At 50.4% G+C, this 21,227-nt stretch carries 15 protein-coding genes and 1 riboswitch; of the genes, 13 read left to right on the forward strand and 2 right to left on the reverse strand.

Annotation, left to right across the window (positions count from 1 at the left end; all coding sequences use genetic code 11):
- Nucleotides 1–156: 156 nt before the first annotated feature.
- From ACQ76X_RS12700 to ACQ76X_RS12740, 9 genes are all read left to right on the forward strand, one after another.
- The gene (locus tag ACQ76X_RS12700) at nt 157–1,011 is read left to right on the forward strand and encodes a glycosyltransferase family 2 protein (protein WP_038586505.1); all 855 of its coding nucleotides are present in this window, start codon (nt 157–159) and stop codon (nt 1,009–1,011) included.
- Entirely contained in the window at nt 998–2,191 is a 1,194-nt protein-coding gene (locus ACQ76X_RS12705; RefSeq protein ID WP_438494238.1) for a glycosyltransferase family 4 protein, read from the forward strand. Before ACQ76X_RS12700 ends, ACQ76X_RS12705 begins: the two co-directional genes overlap by 14 nt.
- A complete protein-coding gene (locus tag ACQ76X_RS12710) occupies nt 2,185–3,324 on the forward strand; it encodes a glycosyltransferase family 4 protein (protein WP_438494240.1) in 1,140 nt (379 codons plus the stop codon). Before ACQ76X_RS12705 ends, ACQ76X_RS12710 begins: the two co-directional genes overlap by 7 nt.
- A gap of 98 nt (nt 3,325–3,422) precedes the next feature.
- Nucleotides 3,423–4,523 carry a glycosyltransferase gene (locus ACQ76X_RS12715; RefSeq protein WP_438494242.1) on the forward strand — a complete coding sequence of 367 codons (1,101 nt, stop codon included), beginning with the start codon at nt 3,423–3,425 and terminating at the stop codon, nt 4,521–4,523.
- A 4-nt stretch (nt 4,524–4,527) separates the two neighbouring features.
- Nucleotides 4,528–5,868, forward strand: coding sequence for a UDP-glucose dehydrogenase family protein (locus ACQ76X_RS12720; RefSeq protein WP_038586516.1), 1,341 nt, complete (start codon nt 4,528–4,530; stop codon nt 5,866–5,868).
- A gap of 461 nt (nt 5,869–6,329) precedes the next feature.
- Nucleotides 6,330–7,703, forward strand: coding sequence for a sugar phosphate nucleotidyltransferase (locus tag ACQ76X_RS12725; protein WP_341090052.1), 1,374 nt, complete (start codon nt 6,330–6,332; stop codon nt 7,701–7,703).
- 137 nt (nt 7,704–7,840) lie between these two features.
- Nucleotides 7,841–7,921, forward strand: a riboswitch (cyclic di-GMP riboswitch).
- Between the two features lie 12 nt (nt 7,922–7,933).
- Nucleotides 7,934–10,306, forward strand: a complete 2,373-nt coding sequence (locus ACQ76X_RS12730) for a PA14 domain-containing protein (protein ID WP_438494245.1) — start codon at nt 7,934–7,936, stop codon at nt 10,304–10,306.
- 208 nt (nt 10,307–10,514) lie between these two features.
- Nucleotides 10,515–12,029, forward strand: coding sequence for a glycosyl hydrolase (locus ACQ76X_RS12735; protein WP_438494247.1), 1,515 nt, complete (start codon nt 10,515–10,517; stop codon nt 12,027–12,029).
- A gap of 198 nt (nt 12,030–12,227) precedes the next feature.
- A complete protein-coding gene (locus tag ACQ76X_RS12740; RefSeq protein ID WP_438494248.1) occupies nt 12,228–14,774 on the forward strand; it encodes a discoidin domain-containing protein in 2,547 nt (848 codons plus the stop codon).
- Nucleotides 14,775–15,308: 534 nt separating this feature from the next.
- Here ACQ76X_RS12740 and ACQ76X_RS12745 read toward each other — a convergent pair.
- On the reverse strand, nt 15,309–15,677 hold the full coding sequence (locus ACQ76X_RS12745; RefSeq protein WP_076109989.1) for a helix-turn-helix domain-containing protein: 369 nt from the start codon (nt 15,675–15,677) through the stop codon (nt 15,309–15,311).
- Between the two features lie 177 nt (nt 15,678–15,854).
- Entirely contained in the window at nt 15,855–16,937 is a 1,083-nt protein-coding gene (locus ACQ76X_RS12750) for a glycosyl hydrolase family 28-related protein (protein ID WP_438494251.1), read from the reverse strand.
- A gap of 707 nt (nt 16,938–17,644) precedes the next feature.
- Between ACQ76X_RS12750 and galU the strand changes: the two genes are divergently transcribed.
- Genes galU through gmd form a run of 4 tightly spaced genes read left to right on the forward strand, consistent with a single transcriptional unit; the run spans nt 17,645 to nt 21,225 of the window.
- Nucleotides 17,645–18,547: a UTP--glucose-1-phosphate uridylyltransferase GalU gene (gene galU, locus ACQ76X_RS12755; protein ID WP_438494253.1), complete on the forward strand. Its 903-nt coding sequence runs from the start codon at nt 17,645–17,647 to the stop codon at nt 18,545–18,547.
- Nucleotides 18,548–18,550: 3 nt separating this feature from the next.
- Nucleotides 18,551–19,246, forward strand: a complete 696-nt coding sequence (locus tag ACQ76X_RS12760) for a sugar transferase (protein ID WP_038586535.1) — start codon at nt 18,551–18,553, stop codon at nt 19,244–19,246.
- A 24-nt stretch (nt 19,247–19,270) separates the two neighbouring features.
- On the forward strand, nt 19,271–20,209 hold the full coding sequence (locus ACQ76X_RS12765; RefSeq protein WP_438494255.1) for a GDP-L-fucose synthase family protein: 939 nt from the start codon (nt 19,271–19,273) through the stop codon (nt 20,207–20,209).
- Nucleotides 20,210–20,229: 20 nt separating this feature from the next.
- Complete coding sequence (gene gmd, locus ACQ76X_RS12770) at nt 20,230–21,225, forward strand: GDP-mannose 4,6-dehydratase (RefSeq protein ID WP_438494257.1); 996 nt, start codon at nt 20,230–20,232, stop codon at nt 21,223–21,225.
- Nucleotides 21,226–21,227: the final 2 nt, after the last annotated feature.

Here is a 21,227-nt window from a genome sequence, read left to right on the forward strand (position 1 = left end):
GAGCTGTAGAAGCGTTAGCGTTCGCCTTTGTTCTCTGATTTCAACCGCAGCTGGCGGTTCAATCATAGAAATCAGAGAACAACAGCGATCGAAAGCCCAAACATTTCTCGTAATGACGACAACCACCGGACCATCAAAGCAAAGGAGGAAACCTTCATGGATTCAGTGACAAGCGTGCTTGGCGGCCCGGGGAGTTACCCGATATCTGCTGTCATCATTGCTCAGGATGACGAAATTCGAATATCCAAAGCAATTCAATCCTGCCGACTTTTCGCCGACGAGGTGGTTGTAATCGACGGAGGAAGCAAAGACGGGACGGTGCAATTGGCCGAAAGCCTGGATTGCCGGGTATACGTCAACCCATGGCCCGGATACGCGAAGCAAAGAGAATTCGGAGTGGAACGCGCCGTCCATGATTGGGTCTTCCTGATTGATACCGATGAAGTGGTCAGCGATGAGCTGGCCAAGGATATTCTTGAGCGCAAGCCGGCGCTGACGGACCGGGGCGTAGCTTACTCGCTATACCGGATCGGTGATTTTCTGGGCAGATGGCTGGATAAGGGCGAATATCTGGTGCGGCTGTACAACCGCAAGGAGTACGGCATCCGCAACTCCCTGGTGCATGAAATGCCCGAGGTGTTGGAGGAACGGACGGTTCGCTTGAACGGAACGCTTTGGCATCAGGGCTTCCGCAGCATCAATGACCATGTAACCCGGTTTAATAAATACACCGACCTGGAAGCGCAGAGCGCTTATGCGAGCGGCAAGCCGTTTAAGCTGAGAAATCTGCTGCTGCGGCCGCCGGCACGGTTCCTGCAGAAATATTTTCTGCATGGTTTGTTCAAGAAAGGCATTGCAGGGTTCGCGGTATCCGTATTTTGGGTGATGTATGAATTCATGGTCGGCTTCAAGCATTACGAATTGAACAGCTCCGGCAAGCTGGCCCAGCATAATGCACAGGGGCAGGCCGAGAAAGAAAAGAAAGGGGAGAGAAGCTATGCCGTACAGTGACGGATTAAACATTATGACGACAGGCCTCAGTTGGCCTTCGTTTCAGCCCGGCGGGCTTAACACTTATTTTAAATCCGTTTGCGAGCAGCTCTCCTCACGCAACCAGGTGCATGCGCTGATCTGCAGTCAGGAGACGCCATCCACCTCGAAGGAACTGATTATTCATAACGCCGGAGATCCCAAGGAAACGATCTGGAAGCGTAAGGATGCCTTTCAGCGTAAAGCAGCAGATTTGATGGGCAGCGGGAGCGGGCGCATTGATATTCTATATACCCACTTCGCACCCTACGGCGTTGGGCCGGCGATGGAAGCGAAGAAGCGGGGGATTCCGGTGGTCATGACTTTTCATGGCCCATGGAATGAAGAGATGAAGATCGAAGGCCAGGGCATTAAGCACCGGGTCAAAACAACGATTGCCAAATCTATTGAACGCAAGGCCTACAAGCTGGCCGACCAGTTCATTGTACTTAGCGAGTATTTCCGTGACATGCTGCACAGTCTGCATGGTGTGCCGCTGCACAAAATCATCGTAATCCCGGGTGCAGCCAATGTGGAGCGGTTCATCCCTGCCAGCAACCGGCTGGCTGTCCGCCGGACGCTGAATTTGCCGGAGGGAGCAACGACGGTACTGACGGTCCGGCGGCTGATGAACCGGATGGGGCTATTGCAGCTTTTGGAAGCCTGGAAGCAGGTATCCGAGCGGTTCCCGAACGCGATTCTGCTGATCGGAGGCAAAGGTCCGCTGCGCGGAGAGCTGGAAGAAAAAATCTCCGATTATGGTCTCAGTAACAAAGTCAGGCTGCTTGGCTACATTCCCGATCATGAACTGGCTTCGTACTACCAGGCTGCTGACATGTTCGTGGTTCCTTCACAGGCACTCGAGGGCTTTGGACTTATTACCGTTGAAGCACTGGCTTCCGGTCTTCCGGTTATGGCTACTCCGGTCGGAGGCAACAAAGAGATTCTGCAGGGCTTCCGTCCGGAGCTGCTGTTCAAGGGTTCGACCAGTGATGATATGGCGGAGGGCATGATTCATATGCTCAGCAACCGCAAGCTGCTTCCCGGCCGTGACGAATGCAGAAACCATGTGCTGGAGAAATACACCTGGCAGCATGTGGGCGATCAAGTGGAATCGGTATTCCTTCAAACATTGGGAAAGGGTGTGGCTGCAGGATGCTAAAAGTCGCTTATATTGATCACACCGCCAAGTGGAGCGGAGGAGAGGTTGCACTGTTCAACATTCTCACCAACATCGGCAAAGAGATTCAGCCGCTGGTCATCCTGGCCGAAGAAGGGGCGCTGGCTGAACGTCTGCGGGAAAAAGGCATCGACGTCCGCATCATCCCGCTTGATGAGAGCATCCGCAGCCGCGGCAGAAATGCCTTCAATTTCGGCGCTCCGGCTGCGGCGTTCAAGCTGCTGGCTTACGGCCGCAAGCTGGCGCCTCTGCTCAAACAGGAAAAGGTGGATTGTGTGCACACCAACTCCCTGAAATCTGCCTTCTACGGTGCAGTTGCCGCGAAGAAAGCGGGAGTGCCGCTGATCTGGCATATCCGGGACCATATCGGTGCCCCGTACCTGAAGCCGGTTGTCGCCAAGGCGATCCGGCTGCTGTCACGCCTGCTTCCCAATGGCGTGATTGCCAATTCCCATTCCACGCTGAATGCGCTGGAGCTGCCGCGCTCGAAGAAGACACTGGTGGTCTACTCCGCTTTTGCCAAAGCAATCGGTGAAAGCATCGGCAGACGGGACCAGAAGGATTTCAACGTCCTGTTGGTGGGCCGGCTGGCGCACTGGAAAGGCCAGCATATCGTGCTGGAGGCTGCCAAAGCGTTCAAGGACGACAGCCGTGTCCAGTTCTGGCTGGCCGGTGATGCCTTGTTCGGGGAAGAGGAATATAAACAGGAATTAATTCAGAAGATGCAGCAGGATGGGCTTACCAACGTCAAACTGCTGGGTCATGTGGATGACATACAAGGCCTTATGAAAACTGCTGATTTGCTGATTCACACTTCGATTACCCCCGAGCCATTCGGCCAGGTTATCGTCGAAGGCATGGCGGCTGGACTGCCGGTAATCGCCTCCAATGAAGGCGGCCCGGTAGAAATTGTGGTTCCCGGTGTAACGGGACTGCTGATCCAGCCTGGAGACCCAGTCGTACTTGCAGATTCCATCACCTGGATGCTGAACCATCCCGAAGAGCGAAGAAGGATGGCGGAAAGTGGAATGAAGCGGGTAAAAGAGCATTTTGTCATCGAGAATACGGTCAAGGACATCGTCGCTTATTACAAAGGATTGCTCGCCGCAACCTGAGCTGTTTTTCCGGACAATGCTAAAGCTTAAGGGCACCGTTCCTTCCATGCATTCACTACTTGATGATGCTGCTCCATAAAACTTTGAGGATGATTTACATGAAAATTGCGATAGCGCACGATTACTTAATCCAAATGGGCGGAGCGGAAAGAGTTGTGGAGGTCTTTCACCACATGTATCCGGAGGCTCCGATCTTCACGACGGTTTTTAACGGAAGCCGCCTGACCGACAACCTCAAAGATGCGGATATCCGGGCCTCCTGGCTGCAGAAGATCCCGGGAGTGAAGGCCAATTTTAAAGGGGTACTGCCGCTTTATCCGATGGCCATTCGTGATTTGGACTTTAGCGGGTACGATATTGTCCTGAGCTCCAGCAGTGCTTTTATGAAAAGCATAAAGGTTCCCGAATCCACGTTTCATCTATGCTACTGTCATACGCCAATGCGCTTTGCCTGGGATTATGACACGTACATGGAGCGGCAATCGAATTCCGGACTGTTCAAAAGACTGCTCAAGGTCTATATGCAGCGGCTCAAGACCTGGGATCAGCGGACATCCAAAAATGTAAACCAGTTCGTGGCCAACTCTTCCGTAGTGAAGACGCGGATTCAGAACTATTACCATAGGGATGCCGATGTGATCTTCCCGCCGATCAATACAGCCCGCTTCACCAGTTCCAGCTCTATCGGCGACTATTACCTGATCGTCTCCCGGCTTGTATCCTACAAAAGGATCGACCTGGCAGTGGAGGCTTTTAGCCGGAATGGCCTTAAGCTCTATATCGTCGGCGACGGGCCGGACCGTAAGCGTCTGGAGGGAATGGCCAAAGATAATGTCACTTTTCTGGGCCGGCTGGAGGATGAAGAGGTTACTGGCCTGATGTCGAAATGCCGGGCGTTTATTTTTCCGGGAGAAGAAGATTTCGGAATTACGCCCCTGGAGGCGAATGCTGCAGGAAGACCGGTCATTGCTTATCAGGCCGGAGGGGCGCTGGATACCATAATCCCTTATGTCAATGGCGTATTCTTTCAGAATCAGGAAGTGGATGATCTGCTGAAGGCTATCCACGAAGTGGAGTCCTATGCGTGGGACATCAGCAAGATTATGGGGCATGCGCATAAATTCGATGAACAGACGTTTATGGTTCAGTTCAAGCAGTATGTGGAACAGGCCTACGTTAATTTTCTTAAAGGAGGATGATTATATGAAGCTGGCAGTAATCGGTACCGGCTATGTCGGTCTTGTATCTGGCGTATGTTTTACACTTAACGGGAATCATGTCATCTGCGTCGATAAGGATGAGGAGAAAATCAATAAATTGAACCGGATGGAATCCCCCATCTATGAGCCGGGTATTGAGGCGCTGATCGAAATGAATCTCCGTGAGGGCAGATTATCCTTTTCGGCAGATCTGCAGGAATCGGTGCGCCTTTCTGATATCGTCATCCTCGCTGTAGGAACGCCTTCCCTGCCGGGCGGCGAAGCAGATTTAACGTATATCGAGGGAGCAGCCACAGAAATTGCGCAAGCGATGGAAGGCTATAAAATCATCATGACCAAGTCGACCGTACCGGTTGGCACAAATGAGAAAATCCGCAATCTTATTGCTTCCCACACGAATCATCCCTTCGATATCGTCTCCGCTCCCGAATTCCTGCGTGAAGGCTCGGCGATCCGCGATACGCTTCATCCTGACCGGATTGTGATTGGTCTGGATAATCCGCTTTTGGAGCCAACGATGCGCCAGCTTCATCAAGGCTTCACTGAAAATATCTTCGTAACAGATATCCGTAGTGCGGAAATGATTAAATATGCATCGAACGCTTTCCTGGCAACCAAAATCTCCTTTATCAACGAAATTGCCAACATTTGTGAAAAAGTGGGAGCTGATGTAACCGAAGTGGCGGAAGGCATGGGGATGGACCGGAGAATCGGCTCAAGCTTCCTGCAGGCCGGAATCGGTTATGGAGGCTCCTGTTTCCCGAAAGATACCAATGCGCTGATCCAGATCGCCGGCAACGTGGACTATGAGTTCAAGCTGCTGAAATCGGTGGTTGAGGTGAATAAAGGGCAACGGTTTATGATTATTTCCAAACTTCATGAGTCGCTCGGCAGCCTGCGCGGCGCGGTTATCGGAATTTGGGGGTTGGCCTTCAAGCCGAACACCGATGATGTACGCGAGGCTCCTGCCCGGGAAATCGTCGAAGCGCTGGTAGCGGAGGGAGCTACAGTGAAGCTCTATGATCCTATTGCCGCCGATAACTTCAAAATGCAATACGATCATCCGCAGCTCCGCTGGTGCGGCCTGCCGGAAGAAGCGGCAGAAGGCAGCGATGCCGTATGCCTGCTGACCGACTGGAGCCAGTTCAAGGATATCGACCTGCATCGCTTGGCGGGCAGTATGCGCCGCCAGGTTCTGATCGACGGCCGCAACGTCTACTCCAAGGAGCAGATCGAAGGCACCGGCCTGGAGTACCATTCCGTCGGACGCCCGCAAATGGGCGGACTGAGCGGGTATTCGGCCAGTGTGGCTGGCGCGATCTAAGCCTTAAGCTTGCTCTGCTAAGTTCCCAGCTCTGTAAAGCACTTCGCTCTTACCTGCCGCCAACCAGGCGGCAATGCCGGATCTTTAGCAGAGAGCTTCGCCTGCGGGTGAAGCAAGCGAAAGGTGTGATGCTTTCAGAACGCTTGGCCCGGCAAGAGTTCTTAACCGGTAAGCTGTTATGGAATGGAACGGAGAGGAATTTTGGAACTGTAGGAGCGAATGCGTCCGCCTTTGTCTGCGGATTTCCACCGCGAACAGCGGTATAAATCATGAAATCTGCAGACAACAGCGGCCGAAAGTCCAAACATTCCTTGCAGTGACTCTAATAACAGCCCAAGCTGTTAGAATTCTTGCGCAGCCTGCAGTGCTGCCCGAAGCAGTCTGTCTTTTGCATTAGCCGAACTGCAGCTCACAATAACAATCCGATATTTTCGCGTCACACATAATGAGGAGGGTTCCATATGAAACTGGTACTTCTATCAGGCGGTTCAGGAAAACGTCTCTGGCCATTGTCCAACGATTCACGTTCGAAGCAATTTCTGAAGGTACTTGAGAGCCCGACGGGTGAACCAGAATCCATGGTGCAACGGGTATGGCGGCAGCTGGAGGAAGCTAATATGTCGGGTTCGGCTTATCTGGCTACCGGCCGCAGTCAGGTGGAAATGATTCAAAGCCAGCTTGGCAGCGAGGTACCTATCATCGTTGAGCCGGAACGCCGCGATACGTTTCCGGCGATTGCCCTGACAGCAGCCTACCTGTATTCCATGGAAGGCGTTTCGCCAAGCGAGACCGTGGCCATCCTGCCGGTCGATCCTTATGTGGAAGCCGCCTTCTTCGATACAGTAGTGCAGCTTGAGCAAACGATGCAGGAGAGCGGAGCGAACCTGGCGCTGATGGGTGTAGTACCCGAGCATGCTTCAGAAAAATACGGATATATCATTCCTACCAGCGCAGAGGCGGGAGCAAGCGGTTATCTGCAGGTAAGCCACTTCCAGGAGAAACCTGACCGTGAGCAGGCCGAGGAACTGATCAGCCGGAATGCCCTCTGGAACTGCGGCGTGTTCGCGTTCCGCTTGGGCTATCTGCTTGATATTCTGCAGCGCAAGGGATTGCCGCTGAACTATGAGGAACTGCAGAAGCAGTACAAACTGCTTGCTTCCATCAGCTTTGACTATGAAGTGGTGGAAAAAGAGGAGAAAATCGTAGTTCAGCCTTATGCCGGATTCTGGAAGGATCTGGGCACCTGGAACACGCTGACCGAAGAAATGAACAGCAACCATGTGGGCAAAGGGTTCGTGACGGCCGATTCCGAAGGCACATGCCTGATTAATGAGCTGGATATTCCGATTACGGTGATCGGCGCGAAGGATCTGATTATCGCTGCCAGCCCGGACGGGATTTTGGTTACCCATAAAGCGGAGAGTCCGAGAATCAAGGAAGTGCTGAAGTCTTTTGAACAAAGACCGATGTACGAAGAACGCCGCTGGGGCCATTACAAAGTCATTGATTATGTGAAATACGATGAGGGAAATGAAGTGCTGACCAAACGGATTTTTATCGAAGAGGGTAAAAATATCAGTTACCAGCTGCACCATAAGCGCAGTGAAATCTGGACATTTGTCAGCGGTGAAGCAAGCATTGTGATTAATGAGAAGATGCATAATGTGAAGGCAGGAGATGTGGTGCGTATACCGGAAGGCACCAAACATGCGATCCTTGCGCTGACGGATGTAGAGTTTATCGAGGTACAGACCGGTTCGGAACTGGTAGAAGAGGATAACATCCGCATCACCTTGGATTGGGAAGATATAGCTTTGCAACAGTTTATCTCTTAGGCCTAAATAATCTATTTAACCAATTGTTGCAAATCTAAAACAGGCATTTAGAACCATTTATTAGTTTATTTTTATTAATGCTCTAAATAAAAACTTCATAGGGACGATACTTACGGTAAGAGGGATAAATCCTTCCAAAACGACAAAGGCAAACCTAATCGAAAGATAGGGACGCAAAGCCATAGGGCCTTCGCAAGAGTGGCAGCCTGGCTACCGAAAGGAAGATAATTTTGAAAACTTACCGTAAGTCTCGTCTGCTGTCCACCTTGCTGTCTCTTGCCATATTGTTCACCGCAGTGCCTTTAGGATTAGGGCTGTCGCCTTCATCCGCAGAAGCCTCATCAAGCACAGGAGTGCCGGTTAATCCGGACGCTTCAGCCGAAGCTGTCAAGCTGCTTAGTAACCTCTATTCCATTACCGGAAAAGGGATTATCACTGGACAGCACGATTATTTGGAGAGCCCGGATGAATTCAGCAACAAGTTGAAGGGAACAAGCGGAGAACATGCTGCTCTTCACGGATATGAGCTTGGCGTAATTAGCGGCCAGTCGGAGAGTACGGCTGCTTCGCAGCGCAAGAATGTGGTGAACAGCGCGATCAACTGGTACAAGAACGGCGGCATTGTCACAATGACCTTTCATCAGAATCTGCCCGGGACGGCTTACCTCTGGTCCAATGTGCAGAAGCCGCTCACCCAAGCGGAATTTAACAGGTATGTAACGCCGGGCACGACAGAATACGCCAGCCTGATCACGGATCTGGATAAAGTGGCGGTGTCGCTCAAAAGCTTGCGGGATGCGGGAGTTCCTGTACTTTGGAGACCTTATCATGAAATGAACGGCAACTGGTTCTGGTGGGGGAAGAAAAGTAATTTTGCTGAACTGTGGAATATTATGTATGACCGTTTCGTGAACGTTCATCAATTAAACAATCTGTTGTGGGTATGGAACCCCAATGCACCGAATGCCTGGTCCGATCCTTATGCGCTGACCTATCCGGGAGCAAGCAAAGTGGATGTTCTTGCAGCAGATATATATGATAACGACTATATGAATAAGTATTATGATAGTTTGCTTAGTCTGGCTGCCGGTAAACCGATAGGTATTGGTGAGAACGGTGAGATGCCCAGCACGGCCAAACTGAAGCTCTCCCAGAAAAATTTCGTTTTCATGATGAACTGGGGAAAAATGCTCTATGAGAAAAACAGCACAACTACGATTAAGAGTTTCATGAGCGATAGCTATACACTGACCCGGGATAAATATAAGAGTTGGAGTGCACCAGCCGCTGCGCCGACGGCAACACCGACACCAACACCAACGGCAACTCCAACGCCGAAGCCGACGGCAACACCGACAGCAACGCCAACGGCAACACCGACACCAACGCCAACAGCAACGTCGAAGCCGACGGCAATGCCAACGCCTGACTCTAATGATTCAGTGGAAGCGCCTGTGGTGAGCGGACTTAAGGGAGAGTACTTCAAAAATATGACGCTTTCCGGTACGCCCGCCTTGGTGCGCAACGATGCATTGCTTAACATTAACTGGCGCCAGGGTTCGCCGGATCCTTCAATCGGTGTAGATTCCTTCTCCGTCCGCTGGACCGGTCAAATCAAGCCAACGTATAGTGAGACTTATCAGATTTCCACCACTTCGGATGACGGTATCCGCGTTTATATTAACGGTAAAGCTGTCATTGACAGCTGGATGAAACAGAGCGGAGCCGAGCGTACCGGAAGCATCGCTTTAACAGGCGGTCAGTTGTACGACATCAAGGTCGAGTATTACGAGAATGCCGGCGATGCGAATATCCGCTTAATGTGGCAAAGTCAAAGCCAAGTCAAAGGGACGGTTCCGGCCAGCGCATTGTTTGTGAATGCCGGGGCAGCTGCTGCCAGCCTGGAGGACAGTACACCCAGCCTGGTTGCAAAACCGGCTTTAGCGGCGACAGCAGCACCAGCCGCAACGGCAACAGCAACGCCGACACCTGCGTCGGCGCCAACGGTAACACCGACGCTTGCACCAACACCGGTGCCAACAGCAGCACCAACGCCAACACCGGTGACAACGGCAACACCGACGTCGGCGCCAACACCAACACCAACAGCAGCACCAACGCCAACACCAGCACCAATACCGGTGCCAACACCGACAGCAGCACCTGCTGAGAATGGGCTAAAGGCAGAATATTTCAATAATATGCTGCTGTCAGGCACTCCGGCACTTGTACGTAACGACGCCATTCTTGATTTCAATTGGCGTCTAGGCACTCCGGATGCTGCAATCGGCATCGATTTCTTCTCCGTACGCTGGAGCGGCAAGATTAAGCCGCTCTACAGTGAAATGTACACAATCTATACTACTTCAGATGACGGCATCCGCGTTTGGGTCAATGACAGTCTTGTGATTGACAGCTGGATGAAACAGAGTGGAACCGAACGCATGGGAAGCATCAGCCTGAATGCCGGGCAGCTATATGATATTAAAGTGGAGTATTACGAGAATCAAGGGGATGCCAGAGCGCGTCTAATGTGGGATAGCCCAAGCCAAGTAAAGGGTACTGTTCCTGCGAGCGCCCTGTTTCTTCCTTCCGCTTCCTAAGCAGAGCGACTGGTTAGCTTCTGTATTCACCGGCGGGTGCTGGTTAAGACGTTACAATTATAATTCCTAAAGTCCACTCTTAGTGGCCCTGCTTATCAGCAGGGCTACTAAGCTATAGCCCCCATTTGGCCTCGGGATGTATGAACCTGCATAGGGAACTCATCCTGTGTGCCGTGGCGGCATTTCGCTGGAGAAAGGAGATTACGATTTGAACACTTACCGCAAGTACCGCCTGTTTAATACGATTTTACCTCTTATATTAATATTTTCCCTGCTGCCCTGGTCAGAAGCGAGGAGTCTTCCGGTTCCCCGGACGATAGTTACACCTGCTGCTGCCATCACTCCCATCAATCCCTCAGCTTCGGAGGAGGCTGCCGATCTGCTCAGCTATCTGGTTGATCTTGGAGGCAAGGGAATGATATCCGGCCAGCATGACTATTTGGAGACCCCGGATGAATTCAACAATAAGCTGAAGCATGCAAGCGGACAATATGCCGTATTGCATGGTTATGAGCTGGGAGCGATTAACAACCAGCCGGAGGGCACCATCGTGAAGCAGCGCCAGAATGTCGTGAAGAGTGCGATCAAATGGCACCAGGGCGGCGGAATTGTGGCGATGACCTTCCATCAGAATTTGCCGGGCACCTCCCCGGAATGGGCTAATGTGCATATGAGCCTGAGCCAAGAGGATTTTGATGCTTATGTTACGCCGGGCACCCCGCAGTATAAGAACCTGATCGCTGAGCTTGATGAGGTAGCCGAATATTTGGGAGACCTGCGCGATGCGGGAGTGCCTGTGTTATGGCGCCCTTATCATGAGATGAACGGCAACTGGTTCTGGTGGGGGCAGAAGGACAACTTCACCGAACTTTGGGACATTATGTATAACCGTCTGGTGAATGTTCACAAGCTGGATAACCTCCTGTGGGTATGGAATCCGAATGCGCCTAATGAGTGGTCGGATGGCTATGAGCCATATTATCCGGGTGCCGGGAAGGTTGACGTTCTGGCGGCGGATATTTATAACAATGACTATAGACAGTCTTATTATGAGAAGCTGCTGAAGCTGGCCGACGGCAAGCCGATCGGGATCGGTGAAAGCGGAGAACTGCCAGACCCGCTCATATTGTCCCGAACGCAGAGTAAATGGGTATATACCATGACATGGGGAAAAATGCTGACCGAGAAAAATAACCTCGAGCAGATTAAGAGCTTTATGAGCGATGATTATACCGTGTCGCGGGATGATTATAAATTAACGCTGGTCGGTAAAAACAATAACCCGGCCCCGGTATCCCGAACCGGATTGACGGGAGAATATTTCAATAATATGGAGCTGTCGGGCAAAGCCGTCCTGGTCCGCAACGACAATAAGATCGACTTCAACTGGCATGGAGATTCACCGTCTTCAGGAATTGGCAAGGATGCTTTCTCGGTGCGCTGGAGCGGCAAAATCAAGCCGGTTTACAATGAGAAATATAATTTCATAGCCTCCTCGGATGATGGGATACGTGTATGGATCGACGGCAAACTGATCATCGACAGCTGGAAGAAGCAAAGCGGTGTCAGCCGTGAGGGAAGCATGGTCCTGGAAGCGGGAAGCTCGTATGACATCAAGGTTGAATATTACGAGAACAGTGGAGATGCCAGTATTCGCCTTATGTGGAAGAGCCCAAGCCAGAAGCAGGCGGTTATTCCCAAAGGCGCGTTGACTTCAAAATAATGAAATGAAAGCAATAAGTCATTGTGAGGCAGGCACCCCGGAAGAAAGCGAGGACAAGGAATGAGGACTAGAACTAAGAAGAACAAGAATAAACCTCTACATCTACTGTTAAAATTCGCAGCTTTAACCCTCTTGTTTCTATTGTCTGTTTCTATCTTCGGAGATGACGGGACGAAGAGGGCCGAGGTGGAGGTTGACATGTCCAAATTGTCCGCAGCGAAAGATGCAGGACCCGCATTGCCGGACGGAACTGTGCTGTGGCAACTGGGCAAGCACGACGGAACAGCTGGTGAATTTGCGGCTGCCGGCTCTTCGGCCGCTAAGGAGGCATTTAAGGTTGCCTCCGTTTCGGCCAAGACTGCGGAGCTCCAAAGTGTGCCCTCCGGTCTTAGAGGCGACACTAATCCTGAGCTGAGGATTATGTATAAGCTGGATAAGATCCCGGTCAACGGGGTCTTATTTCGCGTAAGCATCATAGATGCCTATAAATCCATTCCGCAAATGAGCGTATTCTCCAACCAGCAGCTGTCGGGGATTATCCAGATTGCTGGTGTTGCCGGTACAGACAGCAAATATACGTTCCGCAAAACGTATGAGCTATATATCCCGAAAGAGCAGCTGGTGGCCGGAACCAACGAACTAAAGCTGCAGGCGGCCCGCGGGATCTATTCCTCCGATTTGGAGGATAAGTACAACTGGTGGACCTGGGATGACCTCAGCCTGGAGTCGCTGAATGCCCCAATCAAGGAGCCGATTCATGGCAGCTACACACTGACGGGCACCATGGTGAACAACAAGCAATTTTATTTTGACGAAGGTGCAGTTACGCATCTGCCTTATATTATGAAATGGCTTGGAGTAGCTTACAGCGGCAATATTATGCGAACCAGCTGTGCCAGCGATGTCGGCCGCTCCTGTTCGAATATGGAGGAGTACTACAAGGTGCTCAAGGATTACAACATGCAGGCCGTTGCGCTGTATTTGTATACCGGTGATATTAAGCTTAAGGCGGATGGCTCACTGCCGGATGACGCCGAGAAGAAACTGACTGATTATTTCCAGAAGTACAGCCCGTACTTCCAATATTATGAGGTGGACAATGAACCCGGTCTGTTCAATCGTTCGAAGGCAGTGAACCTGGCGATTGCCAACTGGCTGAACGAGAAAGGCAAAACTATAGCTTCCCATCTGCAAACCGTGGCACCGGGTTGGGCCTATTGGCCGAGTTATAGTACGGATTCCTGCGGCAACCAGAAAGGCACACTTAAACAGTGCGGCGATCCGGACGGTTGGGAACGTGATTCGGAGCAACGCAACGAGCTGGAGGAAGTGACGGATTTAACGAATGGACATTCTTATGGTGAATCCTATATTTTCAGCCATGGAGGAAGCTTTACCGAGAATCTGAAAACCTTTGGCGGAACTGCGGACGGCCTCGGCAAAAAAATGCTGACGACGGAGTTCGGTACTTCAGACACACATGTAGATGCCTACCAATACGGGGCGGCTGAACGGACATCGGCGGTCTTCGACCGGATTATGCGCGGTCATATCGGCTACGCGGATATGTTCATCCAGCATGCCGCCTTCTTCAAGAATTTCAGTCTGTTCAAATACGGATTCAATCTGGAAGAGCATGATCCGGCCAAAACAGAGATCTACTATACCAAAGAGGGCGAGGATTCCCGGGTCAGCATTATGAGAAGGCTCAGCCTGGCTTACGCTACCCACGGAGCTCCATTAAGTTATGAAATCACCAATAAGGATGAACTAGCCGACAAGCTGTTATATGTACGAGCTGTAGATACCTCAACACTTGAGCCTCAACCCGGAAGCAAAGCCACCTCCAACAAGGTGCTGGTCAATTTCGTCAACTTTGAGGATACACCGCAGACGGTTCATGTGAAAATAAACATGCCGAAGAAAACTGTGTATGAAGGTGAACGGTTCGGCAGCGGTGATTCATACGAGGCGGCACGCAGCTATGTATCCGGCAAAAGCGCTACACCTGTACTGGAGTTTACCGAGACTTTAGCTCCGGGCGAAGCGGTGCAGTATATCCTGCAGCCATCCTCCGAGGTGGCGGATACTGCACCGCAGAGTTTTAAAGCTGCTGCAGTCAAAGGTTTGTCCGTAAAATTGAACTGGCTGGAGGCCCCTGGAGCAAGCTATGAAGTGCTCCGGGCCGACGGCTCAGGCACAGACCTGAAGGTTATCGCAACGGGGATAAAGGATACGGAATACACCGACAGCAAGCTGCAGGAAGGAACATTATATACGTACGCGGTTAGGGTACCTGGTTCCAGCGTCATGTCGGAGAAGACACAGATTACAGCAACAGGGCTGGTTCCTTTGGACCGTTCGCAGTGGAAGGTATCCTCCAACGTCAATACCGAGGCGTCCTATCCCGGAAATGCGATTGACGGAGACCGGCGCACACGCTGGGATACGGGTAAACATCAAGCCTCCGGAGAGTATTTGCAGGTCGATCTCGGGAAGGAACATAGTATAGAAGCGGTGGAAATGGATTACACATTATCTTCTTATGATTATCCACGGGGATATGAGCTTTATGTATCGGATGACGCCAGCAATTGGAAGCGCATAGCTTCCGGAAAAGGGAAGCTGGAGAAGACCAAGATAGAGTTTGCCAAGGTGAATGCGCGGTACATCAGGATTCTGCAGACCGGCTCGGGAGGAAATTACTGGTCCATTCAGGAGCTGCAGATTTTTTCAAGAGAATAGAGAAGCTGGGATTGGGCTGGCCGCATTTTTAAGAGAACTGATGAGGGCTGAAGTTATAAGAAATTTATAAGGAAACCGAGGACTGCCCTGTTCCGTTCTTATCGAAATTGCGGCAAAGATTTATGAATTCACTTTCGGAGATATGTCCGTGTTTATACAACGCGTGGAAGCTTTCTTTTAGGTCTATTGTGCCTTCGTGCTTCATTCCTAACTGGTTTAGCAAGCTGCGAATAGAAAATTCTAATCTCATCAACTAAGCTCCTCCGCGAATATCTAAAATTAGGTAATTCATGTAAGCCTACTTTACTACTATTTCAAAAAAAAGAATGTCACTATGTGTCGGTGATAAAACTAATATTTTAAGTACTTTTGACTCATTTTACTCGTTTTTGACTAGGCTGCAGAGGAATATGTTGAAATGTATTCAGCAGACTAGAGAAGTATACATAAGAATTGCAAGAGGAGCAGGAATAAAAAATAATCACGACAGCTCCCTTAACTAGCGGAACCGCCGTGATTATGATGGATATTGATTCATTGTTGACCATTGTCGCCAGAACCGGCGGCCGCCCTGTTCTGAACTACCCGCTCCAGCAGCATGCGCACAAGCTCCAAATCCTGCTCTTCCAAAGGAACGCCGTCCCAATGCAGCTGATGCTGGTTAAGGATCTCTCTGGCATTGTTCGTGATTTCCATGGGGTCGGGGTTATCGGTAAGGCCGATGAGATAATCTGAGGTAGTATGAAGCTTCTTGGCAATCAGTTGAGTATTTTCAAGGGTAGGCTGACGGTATCCGGATTCATACCCGGCATACGTACTTTTGGCGACGCCAACCGCTTCAGCAACCTCCTGCATTGAGAATTTTCTTGTTTTTCGTAGCTGTTTCAACCGTTTAGCAAACATCTGCATGCCTCCAATTGCGGGTTCCAACATGATTGGATATAGGCGTAATTCGTATTGAATCATTTTTGGATATTATACCATAAACATAACTGAACGAACATCCATCCCTTTTCCAGCCGCCAACCCGCTTGGGAAACTCCCCCGCACATCCCTCGGTACTTTAAGAGTGTTCTATTTTCAAGGGAGAAATATAGAATTAACAGTGGTCACCTGTTTGCTTACGGTTTTGCTCTGGAACGTGGAATTGTATACGGTGATTGTTCCCCCCACAGGCAAATCAGTATTATAAATAGCCAATTTGCTGTATCCAACGGTAGAGGCCATAAATTTGCTATTGTACACTTTCACCTTTGCGTTCGACAATACCGCGATATCCGCTTTGGGATCACCGGTATAATTGGCGGAGCCGTTGTTTTTAAAGATTGAATTGACAATCGTTACCTCCGCATAATCTTCAACATGAACACCTTGTCCCCGGATATGAATAAAGCTGGAGTTTTTGATGACAATGTTTTTTGCGGACAAGGCAACGCCTACTCCAAATCCCGCCCAGCGGGAAGGGCTGGTGTTGGTATCAAATACACAGTTCTCGATGACCCAGTCACGGCTTGGAGCATTGATTTCAATCCCGTCTCCTTTGATATTCACAAACCGGGTATTCAGGATCTTAACCTCGTAGCTCGGATTTATATTCGACAGAATGCCATAGCCGGAATTTTCGAACAGGCTGTTAAATACAGTTAGCCGGTTGACTGTTACCGCATTCTGAATCCCTTGAACGCTGCATTCGAATCTGACGTCGATAATGTTGATGTCGTCCCCGTTCGGCATAATGCCAATGCGGGCTTTAATCCCGATGCCTTGAACACTCTGTTTGCCGAGCAGGCGCAAGGCGGCTTCATCCTTGTTATCATTGCGGATCAAGGTAGCATCTCTTCTGCCTGCACCTAGAACGGATATATTTTCAGGGATATGAATTGAGTTGATTAGATAAGTCCCTCTGTCGAAATAAATCGTGCCGCCCCCCGAATTCTGCGCAGCCTTTACAGCCTTGGCGATACTCGCCGTATCATTGGTGACTCCGTCCCCTACGGCCCCGTAATCCTTCACATTGAACATCGGAATGGCAAAAGCCTGAACACTTCCTGCGCCCGTATCGCTGCTCCAGGCTTTCTCCGGAGCCTTATTCCAAATGAGTCCCACAGCCAGAGCTGCAGTAAGGACGGCAACCAGGGGCAAAGCTATTTTCCAGCGCATCATGAATCCCTCTCCTTAATGAAATGGTTTATGAGTAACTTTGAAAAACTTTTTTTCCGAAGAAAACATTAATTGTTTACAAAGTTATTCTAAATGAATATAATAATTTTGACAAATACTCCTAATGAATAATATATGACGATAATCATTCGATGTCAGAATATGTGAAGAATGAAAGGGAACATGAAAGGAAATGGGATAAGCGCTTTTTAAAAATATAAGAATTTATATGTTTCACACGATAACTTATCCTTCTATTTCTAGCTGAAACGGTACCGTCCTTAAAAAGGACGGCAAAGCCGTTTCCACTTGATAGAGATTAGGCAAGGAATATTTTTTTTACTTATTTGGTCGCGATATGAATAACTTTTTTTAAATTATTAAACATTTATTCTCAGTGAGAACCATGAGAGGGAGGCCAGTCCTCTTTGGAACGGCAGACGTCAACCTTCATTAGCATATGTGCCCCGCCAACTGTTGGTGCGGCAGCAACAGCGGACAAACGCTGAGATTCCGTATATCATTGCCTGCATTTTTCGCAGGATCAAAGGTAATGCCTCCTGTACCTATATCACTGGAGACACTCGGTCATGCTGTGGGTGCTGATACCTTAGACGTTAATCGTCAAGGGTGTGACGTGAGGAAGGGTTAAATGCCCGCTTATTGCAAGAATTCAGTTCGTCAATAAAGAAACAAGGGATGTGTTCGGGATGAAAAAGGTAAGAAAGGCTATTATTCCAGCAGCTGGGCTTGGAACCAGGTTTCTTCCCGCTACCAAAGCAATGCCGAAGGAAATGCTTCCGATCGTAGACAAGCCGACCATTCAATATATCGTGGAAGAGGCGATTGCTGCGGGCATTGAGGACATTATCATCGTTACCGGCAAAGGAAAACGCGCCATAGAGGATCATTTCGATATCGCGTTTGAGCTTGAGCATACCTTGTTTGAGAAAGGGAAGCTGGAGCTGCTGGAAGAGGTACGGCGTTCCTCCCAGGTGACTCTTCACTATATCCGGCAGAAGGAAGCCAAGGGGCTGGGGCATGCCGTATGGTGTGCGCGCAACTTTATCGGAGATGAGCCGTTTGCCGTGCTGCTGGGAGACGATATTGTGCAAAGCGACGTTCCGTGCACCAGACAACTGATTGAACAGTACGAAAGTCTTGGGAGATCAGTCATTGGCGTCCAGACGGTACCTGCCGATCAAACGAACCGTTACGGTATTGTAGATCCGCTGCGGGCCAGAGGGCGGCTGTACGAGGTGGACCGTTTTGTGGAAAAGCCGGCTCTAGGCCAGGCGCCTTCGAATCTGGCGATTATGGGACGGTATGTGCTTACGCCGGACATCTTTGATTTCCTGGAGAGCCAGGAGACCGGAGCAGGCGGTGAAATTCAGTTAACGGATGCCATTCAAAGGCTCAATACAGAGCAGGGCGTATATGCCTATGACTTCCATGGAGTACGGTACGATGTGGGCGAGAAGCTCGGGTTTATTCTGACCACGATTGATTTTGCCTTGAGAAGACAGGATCTGAGGCATGAACTGTTAAGTGCTCTCGGGGAAATTGTGGATAGAGAACACACCAGTACGTATGCAAAGTCAAGAGGTGAATAATAGATGATACCTTCCAGTCAAAGAGAAGAGGAAGCTGCCCTGTATGCTAAAAGGTACTATCCGGCAGTAAGGCGTGCCGGAGGCAAGCCGGAGACATTATATCTATTTAATAAACGGGTCTTTGACATTGCGGCATCTGCGGCGGCACTCCTTGTGCTGTCCCCCCTTTTCCTTATTCTTGCGCTGGTTATCAAGCTGGAAGATCCCCGCGGTTCTGTGTTTTTCGGGCAAACCAGGGTCGGGAAGGCAGGACGTTTGTTCCGGATTTACAAATTCCGCTCGATGATTGCCGATGCGGAAGCGCTTCTGCCGAACCTGTTGAACCAAAATGAAATGAGCGGCCCCATGTTCAAAATGAGAAATGATCCGCGGGTGACCCGGGTAGGCAGATTTATCCGCAGAACAAGCATTGATGAGCTTCCCCAGCTGGTAAATGTGCTTAAGGGTGATATGTCGCTTGTCGGCCCAAGGCCGTCGCTTCCACGGGAAGTGGAGAAGTACTCGGAATACGACCGGCTTCGTCTATCGGTCACACCGGGATGTACAGGGCTTTGGCAGGTGAGCGGGCGGAGCGGACTGAATTTTAAGCAAATGGTGGAGCTCGATCTGCTCTACATTGAGCAGAGAACGCTGGGCCTGGATCTCAAGATTATGTTTATGACGGCCTGGCAGCTCGTGAGATCGAAAAATGCATTCTAAATCATTTATAACGGGGTGAAGCGTATGGATCGCCATTCGAGAATATATGTAGCTGGGCATCGCGGTCTGGTCGGTTCGGCCATCGTCCGCGCACTTGAGAAACAGGGCTTTCATAATCTTGTCCTCCGTTCCAGAACAGAACTGGATTTGCGCAACGGCGCTGAGGTGGACCGTTTTTTTGAGGATCAGGAGATTGAGTATGTATTCCTTGCTGCGGCCAAAGTGGGTGGGATTGCAGCTAACAACGAACAACCTGCGGAATTTATCCGTGACAATCTGCTCATTCAGACCCATGTCATTGATGCGGCTTACCGTAACGGGGTGAGCAAGCTGATGTTTCTGGGATCAACCTGCATTTATCCAAAGCTGGCTCCGCAGCCGCTAAAAGAAGAATATCTGCTGACCGGAGAGCTGGAGCCGACCAATGCGCCCTACGCAGTGGCCAAAATTGCCGGCATCAACATGTGCCAGTCCTATAACAGGCAGTACGGCACCCGGTTCATTTCTGTGATGCCGACAAACATTTACGGGCCGAATGACAATTTTGATCTGTATTCGTCCCATGTGCTGCCTGCGCTGCTGCGCAAATTCCATGAAGCCAAGGAACAGGGCAGCCCGTCGGTGGAAGTGTGGGGCACCGGCAATCCGAAACGTGAATTCCTGCATGCGGATGATCTGGCCGAAGCCTGTCTCTATCTGATGGAGCACTATGAGGGCAATGATATCGTGAACATCGGTGTAGGTGATGACATTGCGATCAAAGACCTTGCACTGCTGATTAAAAAGGTTACCGGCTACGAAGGGGAAATCACATTCAACACATCCGTTGCGGACGGTACCCCAAGGAAGCTGGTGGATGTATCCAGAATCAATGCCCTTGGATGGAAAGCAAGAATTGGGCTCGAAGACGGGCTGCACGATGTGTACGCTGATTTTCAACATACGTATGCTGTGGAAAAATAATGATGCGGGGGAATTCATCAATGAAGAGAGCTTTAATTACGGGCGTTACAGGGCAAGACGGGTCCTATCTGGCGGAATTTCTTCTCTCCAAGGATTATGAAGTATTCGGACTGCGGAGAAGAACGAGCACGCCCAACTATGAAAATGTGTACTCTATTAAAGATCGCATTCATTGGATTTCCGGAGATTTGACCGATTTGGCTTCCCTGATTGAAGCGGTGAGAATCGCTGACCCGGATGAGGTATACAACCTGGGGGCGCAGTCGTTCGTAGCCGCATCGTGGCCGCAGCCATTGCTGACGAGTCAGATCACCGCCGTTTCCGTTACCAATATGCTGGAGGCGGTCAAGATTGTGAAGCCGACGGCCAGATTCTATCAGGCCTCAAGCAGTGAGATGTTCGGGAAGGTCGTAGAAACCCCGCAGCGGGAGACTACCCCTTTTTATCCGCGCAGCCCTTATGGTGTAGCTAAGGTGTACGGCCACTGGATTACCGTCAATTACCGGGAGAGCTTTGACATGTTCGCCTGCTCGGGGATTCTGTTCAATCATGAATCGCCAAGACGCGGACTGGAGTTTGTCACCCGCAAGGTGACCGACGCTGTTGCCCGTATCAAGCATGGGCTGCAAAACGAGCTGCGGATGGGCAATCTGGATTCCCTGCGGGATTGGGGCTTTGCCGGAGATTATGTCAAGGCGATGTGGCTGATGCTCCAGCAGGAGGAGCCGGATGATTATGTTATTTCGACAGGTGAAATGCATACGGTCCGCGAGCTGCTTCAGGTGGCCTTTTCGTATGCCGGACTTGATTATGAGCAGTATGTGGTGATCGATCCTGAATTTGTCCGTCCGGCCGAGGTCGACCTGCTGCTGGGCGATTCCTCCAAGGCCCAAACCAAGCTGGACTGGAAGCTGGAAGTCGGCTTCCATGAGCTGATTCATATGATGGTGGATGAAGATATGAAGCGTGTCGCTGCTGAGATCCGCTACCACGATGCCTTTACTTTAGTGAACTAATA

Origin of the sequence: Paenibacillus sp. IHBB 3054 (assembly GCF_051594305.1) — a bacterium.
Taxonomy (GTDB): Bacteria; Bacillota; Bacilli; order Paenibacillales; family Paenibacillaceae; genus Paenibacillus_AQ.

Coding starts and splice junctions, on each gene's coding strand:
- ACQ76X_RS12700 (WP_038586505.1), top strand. CDS start 157: ATGGATTCAGTGACAAGCGTGCTTGGCGGCCCGGGGAGTTACCCGATA.
- ACQ76X_RS12705 (WP_438494238.1), top strand. CDS start 998: ATGCCGTACAGTGACGGATTAAACATTATGACGACAGGCCTCAGTTGG.
- ACQ76X_RS12710 (WP_438494240.1), top strand. CDS start 2,185: ATGCTAAAAGTCGCTTATATTGATCACACCGCCAAGTGGAGCGGAGGA.
- ACQ76X_RS12715 (WP_438494242.1), top strand. CDS start 3,423: ATGAAAATTGCGATAGCGCACGATTACTTAATCCAAATGGGCGGAGCG.
- ACQ76X_RS12720 (WP_038586516.1), top strand. CDS start 4,528: ATGAAGCTGGCAGTAATCGGTACCGGCTATGTCGGTCTTGTATCTGGC.
- ACQ76X_RS12725 (WP_341090052.1), top strand. CDS start 6,330: ATGAAACTGGTACTTCTATCAGGCGGTTCAGGAAAACGTCTCTGGCCA.
- ACQ76X_RS12740 (WP_438494248.1), top strand. CDS start 12,228: ATGTCCAAATTGTCCGCAGCGAAAGATGCAGGACCCGCATTGCCGGAC.
- ACQ76X_RS12745 (WP_076109989.1), bottom strand. CDS start 15,677: ATGTTTGCTAAACGGTTGAAACAGCTACGAAAAACAAGAAAATTCTCA.
- ACQ76X_RS12750 (WP_438494251.1), bottom strand. CDS start 16,937: ATGATGCGCTGGAAAATAGCTTTGCCCCTGGTTGCCGTCCTTACTGCA.
- galU (WP_438494253.1), top strand. CDS start 17,645: ATGAAAAAGGTAAGAAAGGCTATTATTCCAGCAGCTGGGCTTGGAACC.
- ACQ76X_RS12760 (WP_038586535.1), top strand. CDS start 18,551: ATGATACCTTCCAGTCAAAGAGAAGAGGAAGCTGCCCTGTATGCTAAA.
- ACQ76X_RS12765 (WP_438494255.1), top strand. CDS start 19,271: ATGGATCGCCATTCGAGAATATATGTAGCTGGGCATCGCGGTCTGGTC.
- gmd (WP_438494257.1), top strand. CDS start 20,230: ATGAAGAGAGCTTTAATTACGGGCGTTACAGGGCAAGACGGGTCCTAT.